The sequence below is a fragment of the Streptomyces sp. NPDC005151 genome, from assembly GCF_053599875.1.
Window position 1 is genome coordinate 1 of record NZ_JBSFYR010000130.1, and the last position, 15,029, is coordinate 15,029.

The window sequence follows — 15,029 nt, forward strand, 5'->3', positions numbered from 1 at the left end:
GGATTGAGCCATGGCGGAGCCATGGTGATGGACGACAACGCCGCGAGGTGCGTGCCCCAGCCCCGTGACGCCGCCCCCCAATTGCCGGTCGGTCTCATTCCTTCTCGTCAGTGGGCGCCGACACCGGTGAGGGACTTGACCTCCAGCTCGGCGTACTTGCCCTTGTCCGGCTCCTCCTTCGAGAGGAGGGAGCCGAGCCAGCCGAGCAGGAAGCCCAGCGGGATAGAGATCAGGCCGGGGTTCTCCAGCGGGAACCAGGCGAAGTCGACGCCCTTGAACATCGATGTCTTCGCGTTGCCGGAGACGACCGGCGAGAACAGCACCAGGATCACCGAGCTGGCCAGACCGCCGTAGATCGACCAGAGGGCGCCCTGGGTGGTGAACCGCTTCCAGAAGAGGCTGTAGAGGAGGGTCGGGAGGTTGGCGGAGGCGGCGACCGCGAAGGCGAGAGCCACCAGGCCGGCGACGTTCATGTCGCGGGCGAAGGCGCCGAGGACGATCGCGACCGCGCCGATGAGGACGGTGGCCCAGCGGGCGGCCCGCATCTCCTCCTTCTCGGTGGCCTTCCCCTTGCGGATGACGTTGGCGTAGATGTCGTGGGCGAAGGAGGACGAGGAGGCGAGGGTGAGGCCCGCGACGACGGCGAGGATCGTGGCGAAGGCGACGGCCGAGATCACGGCGAGCAGCACCGCTCCGCCCGTCGTGCCGACCCCGCCGAGGTATTCGGCGAGCTGCGGAGCCGCGGCGTTGCCGGCCGGGTTCTTCGCCCTGATCTCGTCCGGGCCGATGAGCGCCGCGGCGCCGAATCCGAGCGCGATCGTCATCAGGTAGAAGGCGCCGATGATGCCGATGGCCCAGTTCACCGACTTACGGGCGGCCTTGGCGGTCGGGACGGTGTAGAAGCGGATCAGGATGTGCGGGAGTCCGGCGGTGCCGAGGACCAGGGCGATACCGAGGGAGAGGAAGTCCAGCTTCGAGGTGCCGGTGGCGCCGTACTTGAGGCCGGGCTCCAGGAACGCCGCTCCGTGGCCGCTCTTCTCGGCGGCTGTGCCCAGCAGGTCGGAGATGTTGAAGTCGAACTTGAGCAGCACCAGGAAGGTCATCAGGAGGGCACCGGCGATGAGCAGGACGGCCTTGACCATCTGCACCCAGGTGGTGCCCTTCATGCCGCCGATGGTGACGTACACGATCATCAGTACGCCGACCAGTGCGACGATGAGGATCTTTCCGGCGTCGCTGGTGATGCCGAGGAGCAGCGAGACGAGCACGCCCGCGCCCGCCATCTGCGCCAGCAGGTAGAAGATCGAGACGACGATGGTGGAGACGCCCGCGGCGGTACGGACCGGGCGCTGCCGCATCCGGTAGGCGAGGACGTCACCCATCGTGTAGCGGCCGGAGTTGCGCAGCGGTTCCGCGACCAGCAGCAGGGCCACCAGCCAGGCGACGAGGAAGCCGATCGAGTAGAGGAAGCCGTCGTAGCCGAAGAGGGCGATGGCACCGGCGATACCGAGGAACGAGGCGGCGGACATGTAGTCGCCGGAGACCGCGAGCCCGTTCTGGAAGGCGGTGAACTGGCGGCCGCCCGCGTAGAAGTCGGAGGCGCTCCTGGTCTGCCGGCCGGCCCAGACGGTGATGCCCAGGGTCGCGGCGACGAAGACCGCGAACAGCGTGATGATCAGCGGCCGGTGCTCGGCGGTGGACGAGGCGGCGAGCTGGATCACGGGGTGCGAGTGGTACGCGGCGCTCATGCGTCGGCCTCCATACGGGACTTGATGACCTCGGCCTTCGGATCGAGCTTCGTCGCGGCGTGCCGCGCGTAGAACCAGGCGATGAGGAAGGTGGTGACGAACTGGGCGAGACCGAACACGAAGGCCACGTTGATGTTGCCGTACACCTTGGTGCCCATGAAGCCGCCGGCGTAGTTCGACAGCAGCACGTAGAGCAGGTACCAGAGCACGAACGCGATGGTCAGCGGGAAGGCGAACGAGCGGTACGCGTGGCGCAGTTCGGCGAACTCCTGGCTCTCCTGGACCTCGACGAACCGTTCTGTCGTGGGCTGGGCAGGGCCGGTGTCCGGACCGGCCTTGGGCGGCGATGCATCGGTAGCCACGGATTCTCCTCGCGACGCGGGTGCGGTGGTGGGGTCGGTGGATTTCACAACAGAACCTCGATGTCGGGGGTTTGGTGGTGCGACTCCCCTGACAACGGCACGTGGGGCGCGGCGAAGCGGTTCACCGCGAGTTACTGCTTCTCCACTTCGCCCGATCGGCGGCGCACTTCGAACTGAATGTCGTCAATTCATTGATGTGCAGGATGATCAGCGATAGCTTCACCGTTCATGCACACGTCCGGACACGTCTCGTGTCCGGACGGCTGACACGGATGATGTGGAGACCCCATGGCGCATCTGGGATCCAGGCGGACCCGCGCACTGACGCTGCCCGTCGGATTGGCCCTCACCGCCTCGCTCGGCTTCCTGCCGATGAGTGCCGCATCCGCCGCCCCGTCGGACGGACTGCCCACGGCGGCGGTCTCGACGGACGGCCCGAAGCTGTCATACGTCGTCAACACCACCCCCGTACACAGCACGGGTGTGGTGCGCCGAGCGATAGCCGAGGCCGGCGGGACGATCGTGACGTCGTACGACCGCATAGGCGTGATCGTCGTCCACTCCTCGAACCCCGACTTCGCGAAGACCATTCGCAAGACCCCGGGTGTCGAGTCGGCCGGTGCCACCCGCACCGCCCCGCTCCAGTCCGTCGCCACGACGGAGGAGGGCAGCACCGAGCTGCTGACCGCCGAGGAGGCCGCGAAGGCCGCCGCGGCCGCGGGCCCGGGCCAGGAGCCGCTGGAGCCCAACCAGTGGGACATGCGCGCCATCCAGGCCGACGAGGCCAGCAAGATCAACGATGGCAGCGCCTCGGTCACCGTCGGCGTGATCGACACAGGTGTCGACGACACCCATGAGGACCTCAAGGCGAACTTCTCCAGGGAGCAGTCGGCCAACTGCGTCGGCGGCGTGGCGGACACGTCCGAGGGCGCCTGGCGTCCGTACGCCGACGGCAGTGACCACGGCACACATGTCGCCGGTACGATCGCCGCCGCCCGCAACGGCATCGGCGTCACCGGTGTCGCCCCCGGTGTCAAGGTGGCCGGCATCAAGGTCAGTGAGCCCGGCATCGGCTTCTTCTACACCGAGGCGGTCGTCTGCGGCTTCGTCTGGGCCGCCGAGCACGGCATCGAGGTCACCAACAACAGCTACTACGTCGACCCCTGGTACTTCAACTGCCAGGACGACCCGGACCAGAAGGCTCTGCTCGACGCCCTCACCCGCGCCACGAAGTACGCCGAGCGCAAGGGCGTCCTCAATGTCGCCGCGGCGGGCAACGAGAACTACGACCTGGCGTCGCACGAGATCCTCGACACGTCGAGCCCGAACGACACCACCTCGGGACCGCGCACCGTGGACCCGCACAAGTGCTTCGACATCCCGACCCAGCTGCCGGGCGTCGTCACGGTGACCGCGACCGGCACCAAGGGCTTCAAGTCGTACTACTCCAGCTTCGGCCTGGGCGTCGCCGACGTGTCCGCCCCCGGCGGCGACAGGTGGCAGATCCCGGCCACCCCGGACGCCAACGGCCGTGTGCTCTCGACGGTCGTAAACAACAAATACGGCTACAAGCAGGGCACCTCGATGGCCACCCCGCATGTCGCGGGCGTCGCGGCCCTGCTGAAGAGCACGCACCCGAAGGCCACGCCTGCGGAGCTGCAGGAGCTGCTGAAGGCCCAGGCCGTCAACCCGGGTTGCCCGTCCAAGGTCTACAACTCGGCCGGCCAGCTGATCGACGCGACGACCTGCAAGGGCGACAGCCAGGTGAACGGCTACTACGGCCACGGCATCGTCAACGCCCTGAGCGCCGTCAAGTAGTCGGCTCCGCACCTCTGCGCAACCGGGGCCGGACGGGAAGCACTTCCCGTCCGGCCCCGTCGTCATGGCGTCCCCGGCCCTTCCTTACGTAAAGTGGCACTCAGTGCCATAGTGTGGACATGACACACGTACAGAGCTCCGGTACGGAGCAGGCCTGGGCCGCTCTCGGCGGTGACCCCGCGCTTCTCGGCCATATCGGCTTCGGCGGACCGACCGGTGCGCTGCCCGCGCGGCTGCCCGTCCTGGAGCTGGCCCGCTCCACTGTCGCGGTCTGTTCGCTGGCCGCCGCCGAACTCGCCGCGCACCGCACGCGGGGCGGTGCCGGTCCCGTACCGCAGGTCCGGATCGACGACGGGGCGGTGGGCACGGCGTTCCTCAGCGAGCGGCATCTGCGCATCGACGGGCGCGCACCGACGACGTTCGCCCCGCTGTCCCGGTTCTGGCGAACGGCCGACGGATGGGTCCGCACCCACGCCAACTACCCTCACCACCGCGCCCGGTTGCTCACCGCGCTCGGCCTGCCCGACGACACCGGGGCGGACACGGTGGCGGCCGTGCTCGCCGAGCGCCGGTCGGTGGAGATCGAGGAGACGGTGTACGCCGCGGGCGGTCTGGCCGTGGCGCTGCGCACCCCCGAGGAGTGGGCCTCGCACGAGCAGGGCGCCGCGATCGCCGCACACCCCCTGCTCACGCTCGAACGGACCGAGGGGCCGGAACCGGTGGCGCCGCACCGCCTCTCCACGCTGTCGGGGTCGCCGCTGCTGCCCGCCGCCGGGCTCCGGGTCCTGGACCTGACCAGGGTGCTCGCCGGTCCGGTCGCCACCCGCACGCTGGCGCTGCTGGGCGCGGACGTGCTGCGGATCGACGCGCCGCAGCTGCCGGAGAGTCAGGACGCCCACAACGACACCGGCTTCGGCAAGCGGTCGGTCTCCCTGGACCTGCGCGACCGGGCCGGGCGGGCGACGTTCGAGGAGCTGCTCGCCGACGCCGATGTACTGGTGACCGGATACCGGCCGGGCGCGCTGGAGGCATACGGCCTGACTCCGGAGGCGCTCGCCGTACGCCGTCCCGGTCTGGTCCTCGCGCAGGTGTCCGCGTGGGGCCGGTACGGGCCGTGGCACGAGCGGCGCGGCTTCGACAGCCTGGTGCAGGTGGCCACCGGAATCGCGACGCTGGAGGGGAACGCGGGCGCACCGGGCGCGCTGCCGGCGCAGGCCCTCGACCACGGCACCGGGTACCTGTTGGCGGCGGGGGTGCTGCGGGCGCTGTCCGAGCAGCACGACGACGGCGGTTCGCGGCTGCTGCGACTGGCGCTCGGGCAGACGGCGCACTGGCTGTGCAAGGGCCTGTCGGAGCAGCCGGCCGACGGCGCCGCGGAGACGTACGACCCCAAGAAGTACGTCGGCATCTCGGACAGCGCGGTGGGACGCCTGCAGTACGCCCTGCCGCCGGTGTCCTTCGCGGGCGGCCCGGCGGACTGGTCGTGCCCGCCGGGCCGGCTGGGCGCGGATTCCCCGGTGTGGAGTGTCACCGCGGCTGCCACCAGCGGCACTCACTGACCGGAACGGGCCCGGCGGACATGTCTCGTCCGCCGGGCCCGCACCGTTCACGGCCGGGGCCCGCTACGGCTTGATGAGGACCTTCAGCGCCGTACGCTCGTCCATCGCCCGGTAGCCGGCGGGGACCTCGTCGAGGCCGATGGTGAGGTCGAAGACGGGCGACGGGTCGATCGCGCCGGACAGGACGTCGGGGAGCAGTTCCGGAATGTACGCGCGCACGGGGGCGACGCCGCCGCGCAGGGCGATGTTCCGGTCGAACATGACGCCGAGGTCCAGCCCGGTGCCGCTGCCGTGCGGCACGCCGACGTAGCCGATCGAGCCGCCGTCGCGGGTGATCCCGACCGCCGTACGCATCGACTGCTCGGTGCCGACGGCCTCGATCACGGCATGTGCGCCCGCGCCGCCGGTCAGTTCCCGTACGGCGGCGACGGCCGCCTCGCCGCGCTCGGCGACGACGTCCGTGGCGCCGAAGCTGCGGGCGATGTCCGTACGCGCCTGGTGGCGGCCCAGCGCGATGATCCGCTCGGCGCCGAGCCGCTTGGCGGCCATGACGCCGCACAGGCCGACCGCCCCGTCACCGACGACCGCGACCGTGGAGCCGGGCTTCACGCCCGCGCCGACAGCTGCGTGGTGGCCGGTGCCGAGCACGTCGGACAGGGCCAGCAGCGCCGTGAGCAGCCGGTCGTCGGACGCGGCGGCGGCCGGGAGCTTGACCAGCGTGCTGTCGGCGAACGGGACGCGGACGGCCTCGCCCTGGCCGCCGTCGGAGCCGACCGAGCCCCAGAAGCCGCCCTGCGGGCAGGACGTCATCAGGCCTTCGGCGCAGTACTCACAGGTGCCGTCGGACCAGACGAAGGGGGCGACGACCAGGTCGCCGACCGCGAATCCACCGACATCCGAGCCCGCCTCCTCGACGATCCCGAGGAACTCGTGGCCGATCCGCTGGCCGGGCTGCCGGGCGGACTCGCCGCGGTACGCCCACAGGTCGCTGCCGCAGATACAGGCCCGCAGGACCCGCAGCACCACATCGGTGGGCTGCTGGATCGTCGGGTCCGGCACCTCCTGCACGCGTATGTCGTGGGGGGCGTGGATGACGGTGGCGCGCATGCGTGGGGGTCCTTGCTGATCTCAGATGCTGATACTCCGCTCACGGTACGCCCCAGGGGCGACAACGGCCCATTTCGCACCCGGTGCAAGCGCTCCGACGGTCAGCAGGAACTGCGCCGCGATGTAGGTGAGCATGACCCAGAAGTCGGGGGCCGGCAGCTGGGGCAGGTCGGCGATGCCGGTGGCGATCAGCGCGTCGGAGAGCAGGAAGAGCGCCCCGCCGACGGCCGCGTACCGGCCGAAGGTACTGGACCGGTAGGCCATCGCGGTGAGCAGCAGGCTGTACCCGGCCATCGGGATCCTCAGGTCCGCGGGCAACCCGCCCCAGAGCAGGACGAGGAAGCCGCCGAGGACGACCGCGTACGCCACGCCGAGGAGCAGGGAACTCCGGGCGCGCCCGAAGAGCCAGAGATAGCAGACGTGACCTGCGGCGAAGGAGCCCATGCCGATGAGGAAGGCGGCGTCGGCGTCCGGCAGCAGGAGCGTGTCGCCGCCCCAGCCGAAGAGCAGCGCGGCGATCAGCAGCCGGGGGCCGCGGCGGGCGGCGGCGTACCCGGCGAGCAGCGGCATGAGCAGCGGCTTGGCGACGAGGTGGGCGATGCCGACATCGGCGAGGACACCGAAGAGATCGACGGCGGAGGCGACGAGGAAGGCGATGAGCAGGGGGCGTACGAGGCGCGCCCGCAAATCCGCGACCGTACCGGCGCTCATCCGATGCCACCGGATGCGGAAACGGCGGTGACGGAGGCCTTGGACGTCGGCTGCCACCCCGGTCCGCGGAAGACCCGCCCGGCCCGCTCGCCCCAGCTGCCCGCCGCCCGCACGTCCCGGGCGATCGCGGCGTACTCGTGGGTCGCGACGCGCAGCGGGTTGTGGGTGGCGATGTTCTTGGTGAGTCCGTAGACCGGCCGCTCGGTCTCGGCGGTGAAGGAACCGAAGAGGCGGTCCCACAGGATCAGGATGCCGCCGAAGTTCCGGTCGAGATAGCCGCCCTGGGACGCGTGGTGCACCCGGTGGTGGGAGGGCGTGTTCAGTACGTACTCGAAGGGCCGGGGCAGCTTGTCGATCCGTTCGGTGTGGACCCAGAACTGGTAGACGAGATTGGCCGAGGAGCAGAACGCCAGCGCCGCCGGATGGACCCCGCACGCGACGAGCGGCACATAGAACGGCCAGGCGGTCAGCGAGGTCCAGGGCTGGCGCAGCGCGGTGGTGAGGTTGAACCTCCGGCTGGAGTGGTGGACCACATGGCAGGCCCAGAGGATCCGGATGACGTGATGGCCGCGGTGGGACCAGTAGTAGAGGAAGTCCTGCGCGAGCAGCATCAGCAGGACCGTCCACCACAGGACGGGGACGTGGAGCGGGGTCAGCTCGTAGACCGCGGTGTAGATCGCCACGATGGGCACTTTCCACAGCAGGTCGAAGACGAGGCTGCCGAGCCCCATGGTGACGCTGGTGACGGCGTCCTTGGTCTCGTACCCGGCGGCGTCCTCATCGGGGTGGATGCGGTGGCTGACCATTTCGACAACGGTGAGCAGGACGAAGGCCGGTGTGGACCACAGGACGACATCGGGCAGGTTCGGCTCCATGCGAGCACCGTAGAGCTGCCGGCCGGCCCGGGACTAGACGTTGTTACCAACAAGTATACGAGACGTAATGTCAGCAACCTTTGGCACCTTCTGCCAACAAGACCGTCGCACGGTTCCGCTCATGTGCCCTCGGGCGGGATCGGTGTGGCCTGGTGGTAGTACATCTGCCACGTCGCGCTCGCACTCCGCCTGCGCCAGAGTGAACTCCGTCGTGCCCGGTTTCCACCGATCACGGTCTCGTAGGTGAGGTGCACCAGCCCGGGTGCCAGCAGGACACCGGTCATGTCCGAGGGCTCGAAGCGCGGGCCGCCCTCTGCCGCACCGTCCAACTCGGGCAACTCGGCCAGCATGTCCTCATACGTCCACCGCCGGCCCGAGGCGCCGACCTCCACGAAGTCCGGATCCAGCAGCTGCCGGGCCTGCGACCGTGACGTGCGCACGTCGGGGTCCATCAGTCGCAGCTCCCCCGCGATGGCTTCGCGTACCTCGTCCGTCTCTCTGCTCATGCGGCATCTTCGCCCAGGTGACCTGCCCCTTCGCAACCGAGTTGCCCCCGCAGAGCGGGCTCGGCCTCGGTTCCGGGGAGCCGAACGGTGGGCTCTCGCGTGCCGCCCCCGCTCCCTGATCCGGCCCGATCCAAACGAAAGACCCTAGACCCCCACCGCCCCCAGCAGGGCCCCCGCCCCATAGGTCACCGCCATCGCCACCGCTCCCCCACCCATGTTCCGCAGTACCGCGCGCCCCACGACCGCGTCGCCCAGCCGTGCGCTCCACCACCCCGTGAGCGCCAGCGCCGCCAGGACCGCCACGACCGTGACGAGCAGGCGCACCGACGACGGCGGCAGCACGATCGCCAGCAGGGGCAGCAGGGCACCCACCGTGAACGCCAGGAAGCTGGCGCCCGCCGCGTGCCAGGGGTTCGTCAGGGCGTCCGGGTTGATGCCCAGCTCGACCTCCGCGTGGGCGCGCAGCGCGTCGCGGTCGGTGAGCTGGAGGGCGGCCTCGCGGGCGACTTCGTGGCTGAGGCCCTTGCCCTCCAACAGGCCGGTCAGTTCCACGAGTTCCGCCTCCGGGGCCTCCTTCAGCTCTCGTTTCTCCGTGGCCAGCGCAGCCTGTTCCGAGTCGCGCTGGGTGGAGACCGATACGTATTCGCCCGCCGCCATCGACATCGAACCGGCCAGCAGCCCGGCCAGGCCCGCTGTCAGCAGGGCGCCGCGGTCGTCGGTGGCTCCGGCGACACCGACGACGAGGCCCGCGGTGGAGACCACGCCGTCGTTGGCACCGAGGACCGCGGCGCGCAGCCAGTTCAGCCGCGCGCCGAGGCCGTTGCCGTGGGGCTCGTCATGCGCCTGGGTATCCGTCACCCGGGGATGGTCTCACTCCGCCCTGTCACCGGACGCGGACCGACCCGCCCGGTGCGAAGGCCGGGCTGGTCGCGTCGGCCGGGACCTCCGTCAGGGGCTCGGCGATCTCCTCGACCATCGGGCCGACGGTTGCGGCGATACGGTCGAGCGCGGCCAGGTCGAAGCCGTAGACGCGGGCCGCGTTGCCGCCGACCATCGCCGCGATCTCGTCGGACGGGAGTCCGGCGTACGCAATCCGCAGACTGCGGTACGGGGTCCGGCGCGGCCGCTCCTTGGCGTACCGCTCGGGCCGGTTGCGGTGCGACTCCCACCCACGGAGCACGACCCGGCGCTGGACCGGGCACTGGCCAGGCCCGCCGACCAGGACCGGCTGTTCACGGCGTCCGTGCGGGCGCTGGTGAACGGGCTGCTGGCGGCCGGCGGGACGTAGGAGCCGCAGCCCCGGACCGGTCGAACAGGGGGCTCCCGGATAGGGGACTGTCAGTACCGGCCCGTATTCTCTGTGACCATGCTCGACGACCGCCAGACCGCAGCACCGTGGCCGACCGCCTACCCGCAGGGGTACGCGGTCGTCGACGTGGAGACCACCGGACTCGCCCGCGACGACCGGATAATCTCCGCTGCCGTCTACCGGCTGGACGGGCAGGGCAATGTCGAGGACCACTGGTACACCCTCGTCAACCCGGAGCGGGACCCCGGCCCCGTCTGGATCCACGGGCTGACCAGCGATGTCCTGGAGGGAGCCCCGCTCTTCCCGGAGGTCGCCGCCGCCTTGTCGGAGCGTCTCGCGGGCCGGGTCCTGGTCGCGCACAACGCCGCCTTCGACTGGTCGATGCTGGCCCGGGAGTACGCCCGCGCGGCGGTCGTCGCCCCGGTCGAGCAGCGGCTCTGCACGATCGCGCTCTCCAAGGAGCTGCGGCTGCCGCTGCCCAACCACAAGCTGGAGTCGCTGGCCGCGCATTTCGGAGTCGTGCAGCAGCGTGCGCACCACGCGCTGGACGACGCCCGGGTGCTGGCCGAGGCGTTCCGGCCGAGTCTGCATGCGGCGGCGCGCGACGGGGTGCGGCTGCCGCTGCTGGAGTGCCGCCCGCTGACCGAGTGGTCGGACTCCCCGGTGACCCCGAGGGTCGGCTATCAGCCCTCGTACGGCAGCCAGAACAGCTGGCGCCCTTCCCGGAAGCGGCCCGCCTGCCCGTATCCGAACCCCGGGCGGTACGACAAGGACAAACCGCTCATGCAGGGCATGCGCGTGGCGTTCTCCGGGGACACGTCCATCGACCGTGAGCTGCTGGAGGACCGGGCGGTCGAGGCCGGGCTGCATGTGGCGACCAGCGTCTCCCGGCTGACCAGCCTGCTGGTCACCAACGACCCGGACGCGGCGACGTCGAAGACGGTGAAGGCCAAGGCGTTCGGCACTCCGATCGTGGACGAGAGCGCCTTCACCCACCTGCTGAGGGATGTGGCCGAGGTGTCGGCGACGACCGGGGCGCCCGTGGCTCCTGCTCTGCCGACGCCGTCATCGGAGTGAACCGGGGGCGACTCGCCCGTCCGCCGCTCGCCGCCCGGCATCCCCGCGTCCCACCCTGTGGCGCATGGCACGTTGTGAGGTTTGCGGAAACGACTACGGCATGTCGTTCGAGGTGCACGCGCAGGGCGCGGTGCATGTCTTCGACTGCTTCTCCTGCGCCATTCACCGGATGGCGCCCATCTGTGAGCACTGCCGGGTCCAGGTCATCGGCCAGGGTGTCGAGGTCGACGGGCACTGGTTCTGCGGTGGGCACTGCGCACGCGCCGAGGGGAAGGTGGGCATCATCGACAAAGTCTGAGCCCCGGCCGCGCGACACCGTCCGCCACCCCCTCCGTGATGCACCCCATGACGCAGTTGTACCGTCGTGGGGTGTACCGCTTCCTGTTGACCCGGCAGTGGCTGATCCTCGCCCTCCTCGCCCTCGTCCTCATTCCCACGATGGTCGAGCTGGGCTTCTGGCAGCTCCACCGGCATGAGCACCGGGTGGCGCAGAACTCCCTGATCTCGCACAACCTGAAGGCGAAGCCGGTTCCGGTCGCCACGCTCACCTCCCCCGGTCACACGGTCCCGCGCTCCGACTACTGGCGTGCGGTGACGGCCACGGGGACGTACGACACGAAGCACGAGGTCGTCGTGCGCCGCCGGACCTCCACCGACGGCAGCGTCGGCTTCCACGTACTGATCCCGCTCGACCTCAAGGGCGGCGGTACGGTCCTGGTCAACCGGGGCTGGATCCCCACCGCCGACGACCAGCGCGCCTTCCCGGACATCCCGGCCGTGCCCACGGGCGAGGTGACCGTCACGGGACGGCTCAAGGCCGATGAGACGACGGGCACCAGCGGCATCAAGGACCTGTCGGACCTGCCGGACCGCCAGGTGATGCTGATCAACAGCGCCCAGCAGGCCAAGGCGCTCTCCCGGCCGGTCCTCGGCGGCTACATCGAGCAGACCGCCCCCGAACCGTCCGGCGACGTTCCGGAGCTGATCGAGGCGCCGGACGACAGCTCCATCGGTCCGCACATGGCGTACGCGGTCCAGTGGTGGCTGTTCGCCGCCGGTGTCCCTGCCGGATACGTGGTGCTGGCCCGGCGCGAGAAGCGCGACCGGGTGGAGGCCGCGGCCAAGGCCGAGGCAGCAGGCGATCCGGAGCCGGAACAGCCGGAGAAGCCCGCGCCCGCGACTGCCTGAGCAGCCCTGCCCGGCGACGGCCCGCCACCGTGCCCACGAGCCGGTGATGTCGGGCATGCGGCCGCCTGTGGGACATCGGCTGCTTAGCGCGGCCCCGGTTCGGGAACACGGCAGAACGTGACCCCACGCATCGAGGACTACGCCCTCATCGGCGATCTGCAGACAGCCGCCCTGGTCGGCAGGAACGGTTCCGTGGACTGGCTCTGTCTGCCCCGCTTCGACTCGGGCGCCTGTTTCGCCGCCCTGCTCGGCGACGAGGACAACGGCCACTGGCGCATCGCCCCGAAGGGTGCGGACACCTGCACCCGGCGCGGCTACGCGGGCGACTCCCTCGTCCTGGAGACGTTCTGGGAGACCCGCACCGGCACCGTCAAGGTCATCGACTTCATGCCGCAGCGCGACCGGGAACCCGATGTCATGCGGATCGTCGAGGGGGTCAGCGGCACCGTCGACATGGCCTCCGTGATCCGGCTGCGCTTCGACTTCGGCTCCATCGTGCCGTGGATGCGCCGCTCGCAGGGCCACCGGGTGGCGGTCGCCGGACCCGACTCGGTCTGGCTGCGCAGCGAGCCGCCGGTCAAGACGTGGGGCCAGGAGTTCTCCACCTGCTCGTCGTTCACCGTCTCCGCGGGCGAGCAGGTGGCGTTTGTACTGACCTGGCATCCTTCGCACTCGCCGCGCCCCGATCTTGTCGATCCGCACGAGGCGCTGAAGAACACCCTGTCCGACTGGGCCGAGTGGTCGGCCCGCTGCAAGTACCGGGGCCCGTACCGGGAGGCCGTGATCCGCTCGCTGATCACCCTCAAGGCGCTCACCTTCGCTCCGACCGGCGGTATCGTGGCGGCCCCCACCACCTCGCTGCCGGAGGAGATCGGCGGCGTACGGAACTGGGACTACCGCTTCTGCTGGCTGCGGGACTCCACCCTGGCGCTCAACGCGATGATCTCGGCCGGCTATCTGGAGGAGGCCGCCGCCTGGCGGGACTGGCTGCTGCGCGCCGTCGCCGGGGACCCGGCCGACCTGCAGATCATGTACGGCCTGTCGGGCGAACGACGGCTGCCCGAGGCGGAGCTGCCGTGGCTGCGCGGCTACGGGAACTCCAGCCCGGTCCGGATCGGCAACGCGGCGGTCCGGCAGCGGCAGCTCGATGTGTACGGAGAGGTCATCGACTCGCTCCGGCTGGCACGTGAGGCGGGCCTGTCCGACCAACCGCACGCCTGGAGCCTGCAGCTCAGCCTGCTCGGCTTCCTGGAGTCCACCTGGCGCGAGCCGGACGAGGGGCTGTGGGAGATCCGCGGCCAGCGCCGCCACTTCGTGCACTCGAAGGTGATGGCCTGGGTCGCCGCCGACCGCGCGGTGCGCACTCTGGAGGCCAACCCGTCGCTGGCCGGGGACGCCGACCGGTGGCGGGCGATGCGGGACGCCGTGCACCGGGAGGTGTGCGAGAAGGGGTACGACCCGGTGCGGAACACCTTCACGCAGTCGTACGGCTCCCGGGAGCTGGACGCCGCGACGCTGCTGATCGCCCGGACCGGCTTCCTGCCGCCGGACGATCCGCGGCTCGTCGGGACGGTCGACGCGGTCCGGGCCGAGCTGGGCAGCGGCGGGCTGGTCCGCCGCTACAGCACGGACGGCGGCTCGATCGACGGGCTGCCGGGCGGCGAAGGGGCGTTCCTGGCGTGCTCGTTCTGGCTGGCGGACGCGTTGCGCCTGACCGGGCGCACCGAGGAAGCCACGGAACTCTTCGAGCGGCTCCTCGCGCTGCGCAACGATGTCGGGCTGCTCGCCGAGGAGTACGACACCGTGGCACGGCGGCAACTGGGCAACTTCCCGCAGGCGTTCAGCCACATCGGACTGGTGGGCACCGCCGTTGCCCTGGCCGGGTGCGACATGCTGGAACCCGACGCGGCAGGATAGGGCCCATGGATCTTGGGCTGAAGGACCGTGTGTACATCGTGACCGGCGCGACCCGGGGGCTGGGCCATGCCACCGCGCGGGAGCTGGCGGCGGACGGCGCGAAGGTGATCATCACCGGGCGGGACGGGAAGCGGGCCGAGGCAGCCGCCGCAAAGCTGGGACCGGACGTGGTCGGTGTGGCCGCCGACAACGGGGAGCCTGGCGCGGCGCAGCGTCTGGTGGGCGCCGCCCATGAGCGGTTCGGGCGGCTCGACGGCATCCTGATCAGCGTCGGCGGACCTGCGCCCGGTTTCGTCGCCGACAACACGGACGAGCAGTGGCAGTCGGCGTTCGACTCGGTGTTCCTGGGCGCGGTACGGCTGGCGCGCTCGGCGGCCGCGGCGCTCGGCGAGGGCGGGGTCATCGGCTTCGTGCTCTCCGGCTCGGTCCACGAGCCGATCGCCGGGCTGACCATTTCGAACGGTCTGCGTCCGGGCCTGGCCGGGTTCGCCAAGTCCCTGGCCGACGAGCTCGGCCCACGGGGTATCCGTGTGGTGGGCGTGCTGCCGGCCCGGATCGACACGGACCGGGTGCGGGAGCTGGACGCGCTGTCCGGCGATGCGGAGGCTTCGCGTACGGCGGCCGAGGCGCGGATTCCGTTGCGCCGGTACGGTACGCCGGAGGAGTTCGGGCGGACGGCGGCGTTCCTGCTGTCGCCCGCGGCGTCGTATCTGACGGGGATCATGGTGCCGGTGGACGGCGGGTCGCGGCACGGGTTCTGAGAGCCTGTCGGGTGACCTTCGATCGGAAAGCGGACGCGGTCTGGTGCGTGCGATTCCAAGGCGCCGGAAGGCCCTCGGATGGGGTCTCCCC

15 protein-coding genes and 1 pseudogene are annotated in these 15,029 nt (G+C 70.7%); 8 read left to right on the plus strand and 8 right to left on the minus strand.

The features are described from left to right. Positions 1–107 precede the first annotated feature (107 nt). A complete protein-coding gene (locus tag ACWD6R_RS36680) occupies positions 108–1,748 on the minus strand; it encodes a solute symporter family protein (protein WP_451822712.1) in 1,641 nt (546 codons plus the stop codon). After that, the gene (locus tag ACWD6R_RS36685) at positions 1,745–2,110 is read right to left on the minus strand and encodes a DUF485 domain-containing protein (protein ID WP_451822713.1); all 366 of its coding nucleotides are present in this window, start codon (positions 2,108–2,110) and stop codon (positions 1,745–1,747) included. The genes ACWD6R_RS36680 and ACWD6R_RS36685 overlap by 4 nt, the downstream gene beginning before the upstream one ends. Before the next feature lie 288 nt (positions 2,111–2,398). Here ACWD6R_RS36685 and ACWD6R_RS36690 point away from each other — a divergent pair, with 288 nt between their 5' ends. Together ACWD6R_RS36690 and ACWD6R_RS36695 are read left to right on the plus strand one after the other, a co-directional pair. Beyond that, complete coding sequence (locus ACWD6R_RS36690; RefSeq protein WP_451822714.1) at positions 2,399–3,928, plus strand: S8 family peptidase; 1,530 nt, start codon at positions 2,399–2,401, stop codon at positions 3,926–3,928. 119 nt (positions 3,929–4,047) lie between these two features. Further along, complete coding sequence (locus ACWD6R_RS36695) at positions 4,048–5,487, plus strand: CoA transferase (RefSeq protein ID WP_451822715.1); 1,440 nt, start codon at positions 4,048–4,050, stop codon at positions 5,485–5,487. 63 nt (positions 5,488–5,550) lie between these two features. Here the strand turns inward: ACWD6R_RS36695 and ACWD6R_RS36700 are convergent, their stop codons facing one another. The 6 genes and pseudogenes from ACWD6R_RS36700 to ACWD6R_RS36725 form a co-directional block, all read right to left on the minus strand. Next, positions 5,551–6,594 (minus strand): zinc-dependent alcohol dehydrogenase family protein, encoded by a 1,044-nt coding sequence (locus ACWD6R_RS36700; RefSeq protein ID WP_451822716.1) that lies wholly within the window; start codon positions 6,592–6,594, stop codon positions 5,551–5,553. A gap of 21 nt (positions 6,595–6,615) precedes the next feature. Continuing rightward, entirely contained in the window at positions 6,616–7,305 is a 690-nt protein-coding gene (locus tag ACWD6R_RS36705; protein ID WP_451822717.1) for a lysoplasmalogenase, read from the minus strand. Next, positions 7,302–8,180 carry a sterol desaturase family protein gene (locus tag ACWD6R_RS36710; protein ID WP_451822718.1) on the minus strand — a complete coding sequence of 293 codons (879 nt, stop codon included), beginning with the start codon at positions 8,178–8,180 and terminating at the stop codon, positions 7,302–7,304. Before ACWD6R_RS36710 ends, ACWD6R_RS36705 begins: the two co-directional genes overlap by 4 nt. Positions 8,181–8,299: 119 nt before the next feature. Then, on the minus strand, positions 8,300–8,686 hold the full coding sequence (locus ACWD6R_RS36715; protein WP_451822719.1) for a nuclear transport factor 2 family protein: 387 nt from the start codon (positions 8,684–8,686) through the stop codon (positions 8,300–8,302). A gap of 144 nt (positions 8,687–8,830) precedes the next feature. Then, complete coding sequence (locus tag ACWD6R_RS36720; RefSeq protein WP_451822720.1) at positions 8,831–9,544, minus strand: VIT1/CCC1 transporter family protein; 714 nt, start codon at positions 9,542–9,544, stop codon at positions 8,831–8,833. Positions 9,545–9,569: 25 nt separating this feature from the next. Then, a pseudogene (locus tag ACWD6R_RS36725) lies at positions 9,570–9,797 on the minus strand (amidohydrolase family protein); the annotation flags it as partial. Between the two features lie 45 nt (positions 9,798–9,842). Between ACWD6R_RS36725 and ACWD6R_RS36730 the strand changes: the two are divergent. From ACWD6R_RS36730 to ACWD6R_RS36755, 6 genes are all read left to right on the plus strand, one after another. Beyond that, positions 9,843–9,974: a hypothetical protein gene (locus tag ACWD6R_RS36730; RefSeq protein WP_451822721.1), complete on the plus strand. Its 132-nt coding sequence runs from the start codon at positions 9,843–9,845 to the stop codon at positions 9,972–9,974. A 72-nt stretch (positions 9,975–10,046) separates the two neighbouring features. Then, on the plus strand, positions 10,047–11,072 hold the full coding sequence (locus tag ACWD6R_RS36735; protein ID WP_451822722.1) for a DEDDh family exonuclease: 1,026 nt from the start codon (positions 10,047–10,049) through the stop codon (positions 11,070–11,072). 64 nt (positions 11,073–11,136) lie between these two features. Further along, positions 11,137–11,370 (plus strand): hypothetical protein, encoded by a 234-nt coding sequence (locus ACWD6R_RS36740; RefSeq protein ID WP_078852816.1) that lies wholly within the window; start codon positions 11,137–11,139, stop codon positions 11,368–11,370. A gap of 71 nt (positions 11,371–11,441) precedes the next feature. Beyond that, positions 11,442–12,260 carry an SURF1 family cytochrome oxidase biogenesis protein gene (locus ACWD6R_RS36745; RefSeq protein WP_451822725.1) on the plus strand — a complete coding sequence of 273 codons (819 nt, stop codon included), beginning with the start codon at positions 11,442–11,444 and terminating at the stop codon, positions 12,258–12,260. A 117-nt stretch (positions 12,261–12,377) separates the two neighbouring features. Further along, positions 12,378–14,177, plus strand: a complete 1,800-nt coding sequence (locus ACWD6R_RS36750; protein WP_451822723.1) for a glycoside hydrolase family 15 protein — start codon at positions 12,378–12,380, stop codon at positions 14,175–14,177. 5 nt (positions 14,178–14,182) lie between these two features. Then, positions 14,183–14,938 (plus strand): SDR family oxidoreductase, encoded by a 756-nt coding sequence (locus tag ACWD6R_RS36755; RefSeq protein ID WP_451822724.1) that lies wholly within the window; start codon positions 14,183–14,185, stop codon positions 14,936–14,938. Positions 14,939–15,029: the final 91 nt, after the last annotated feature.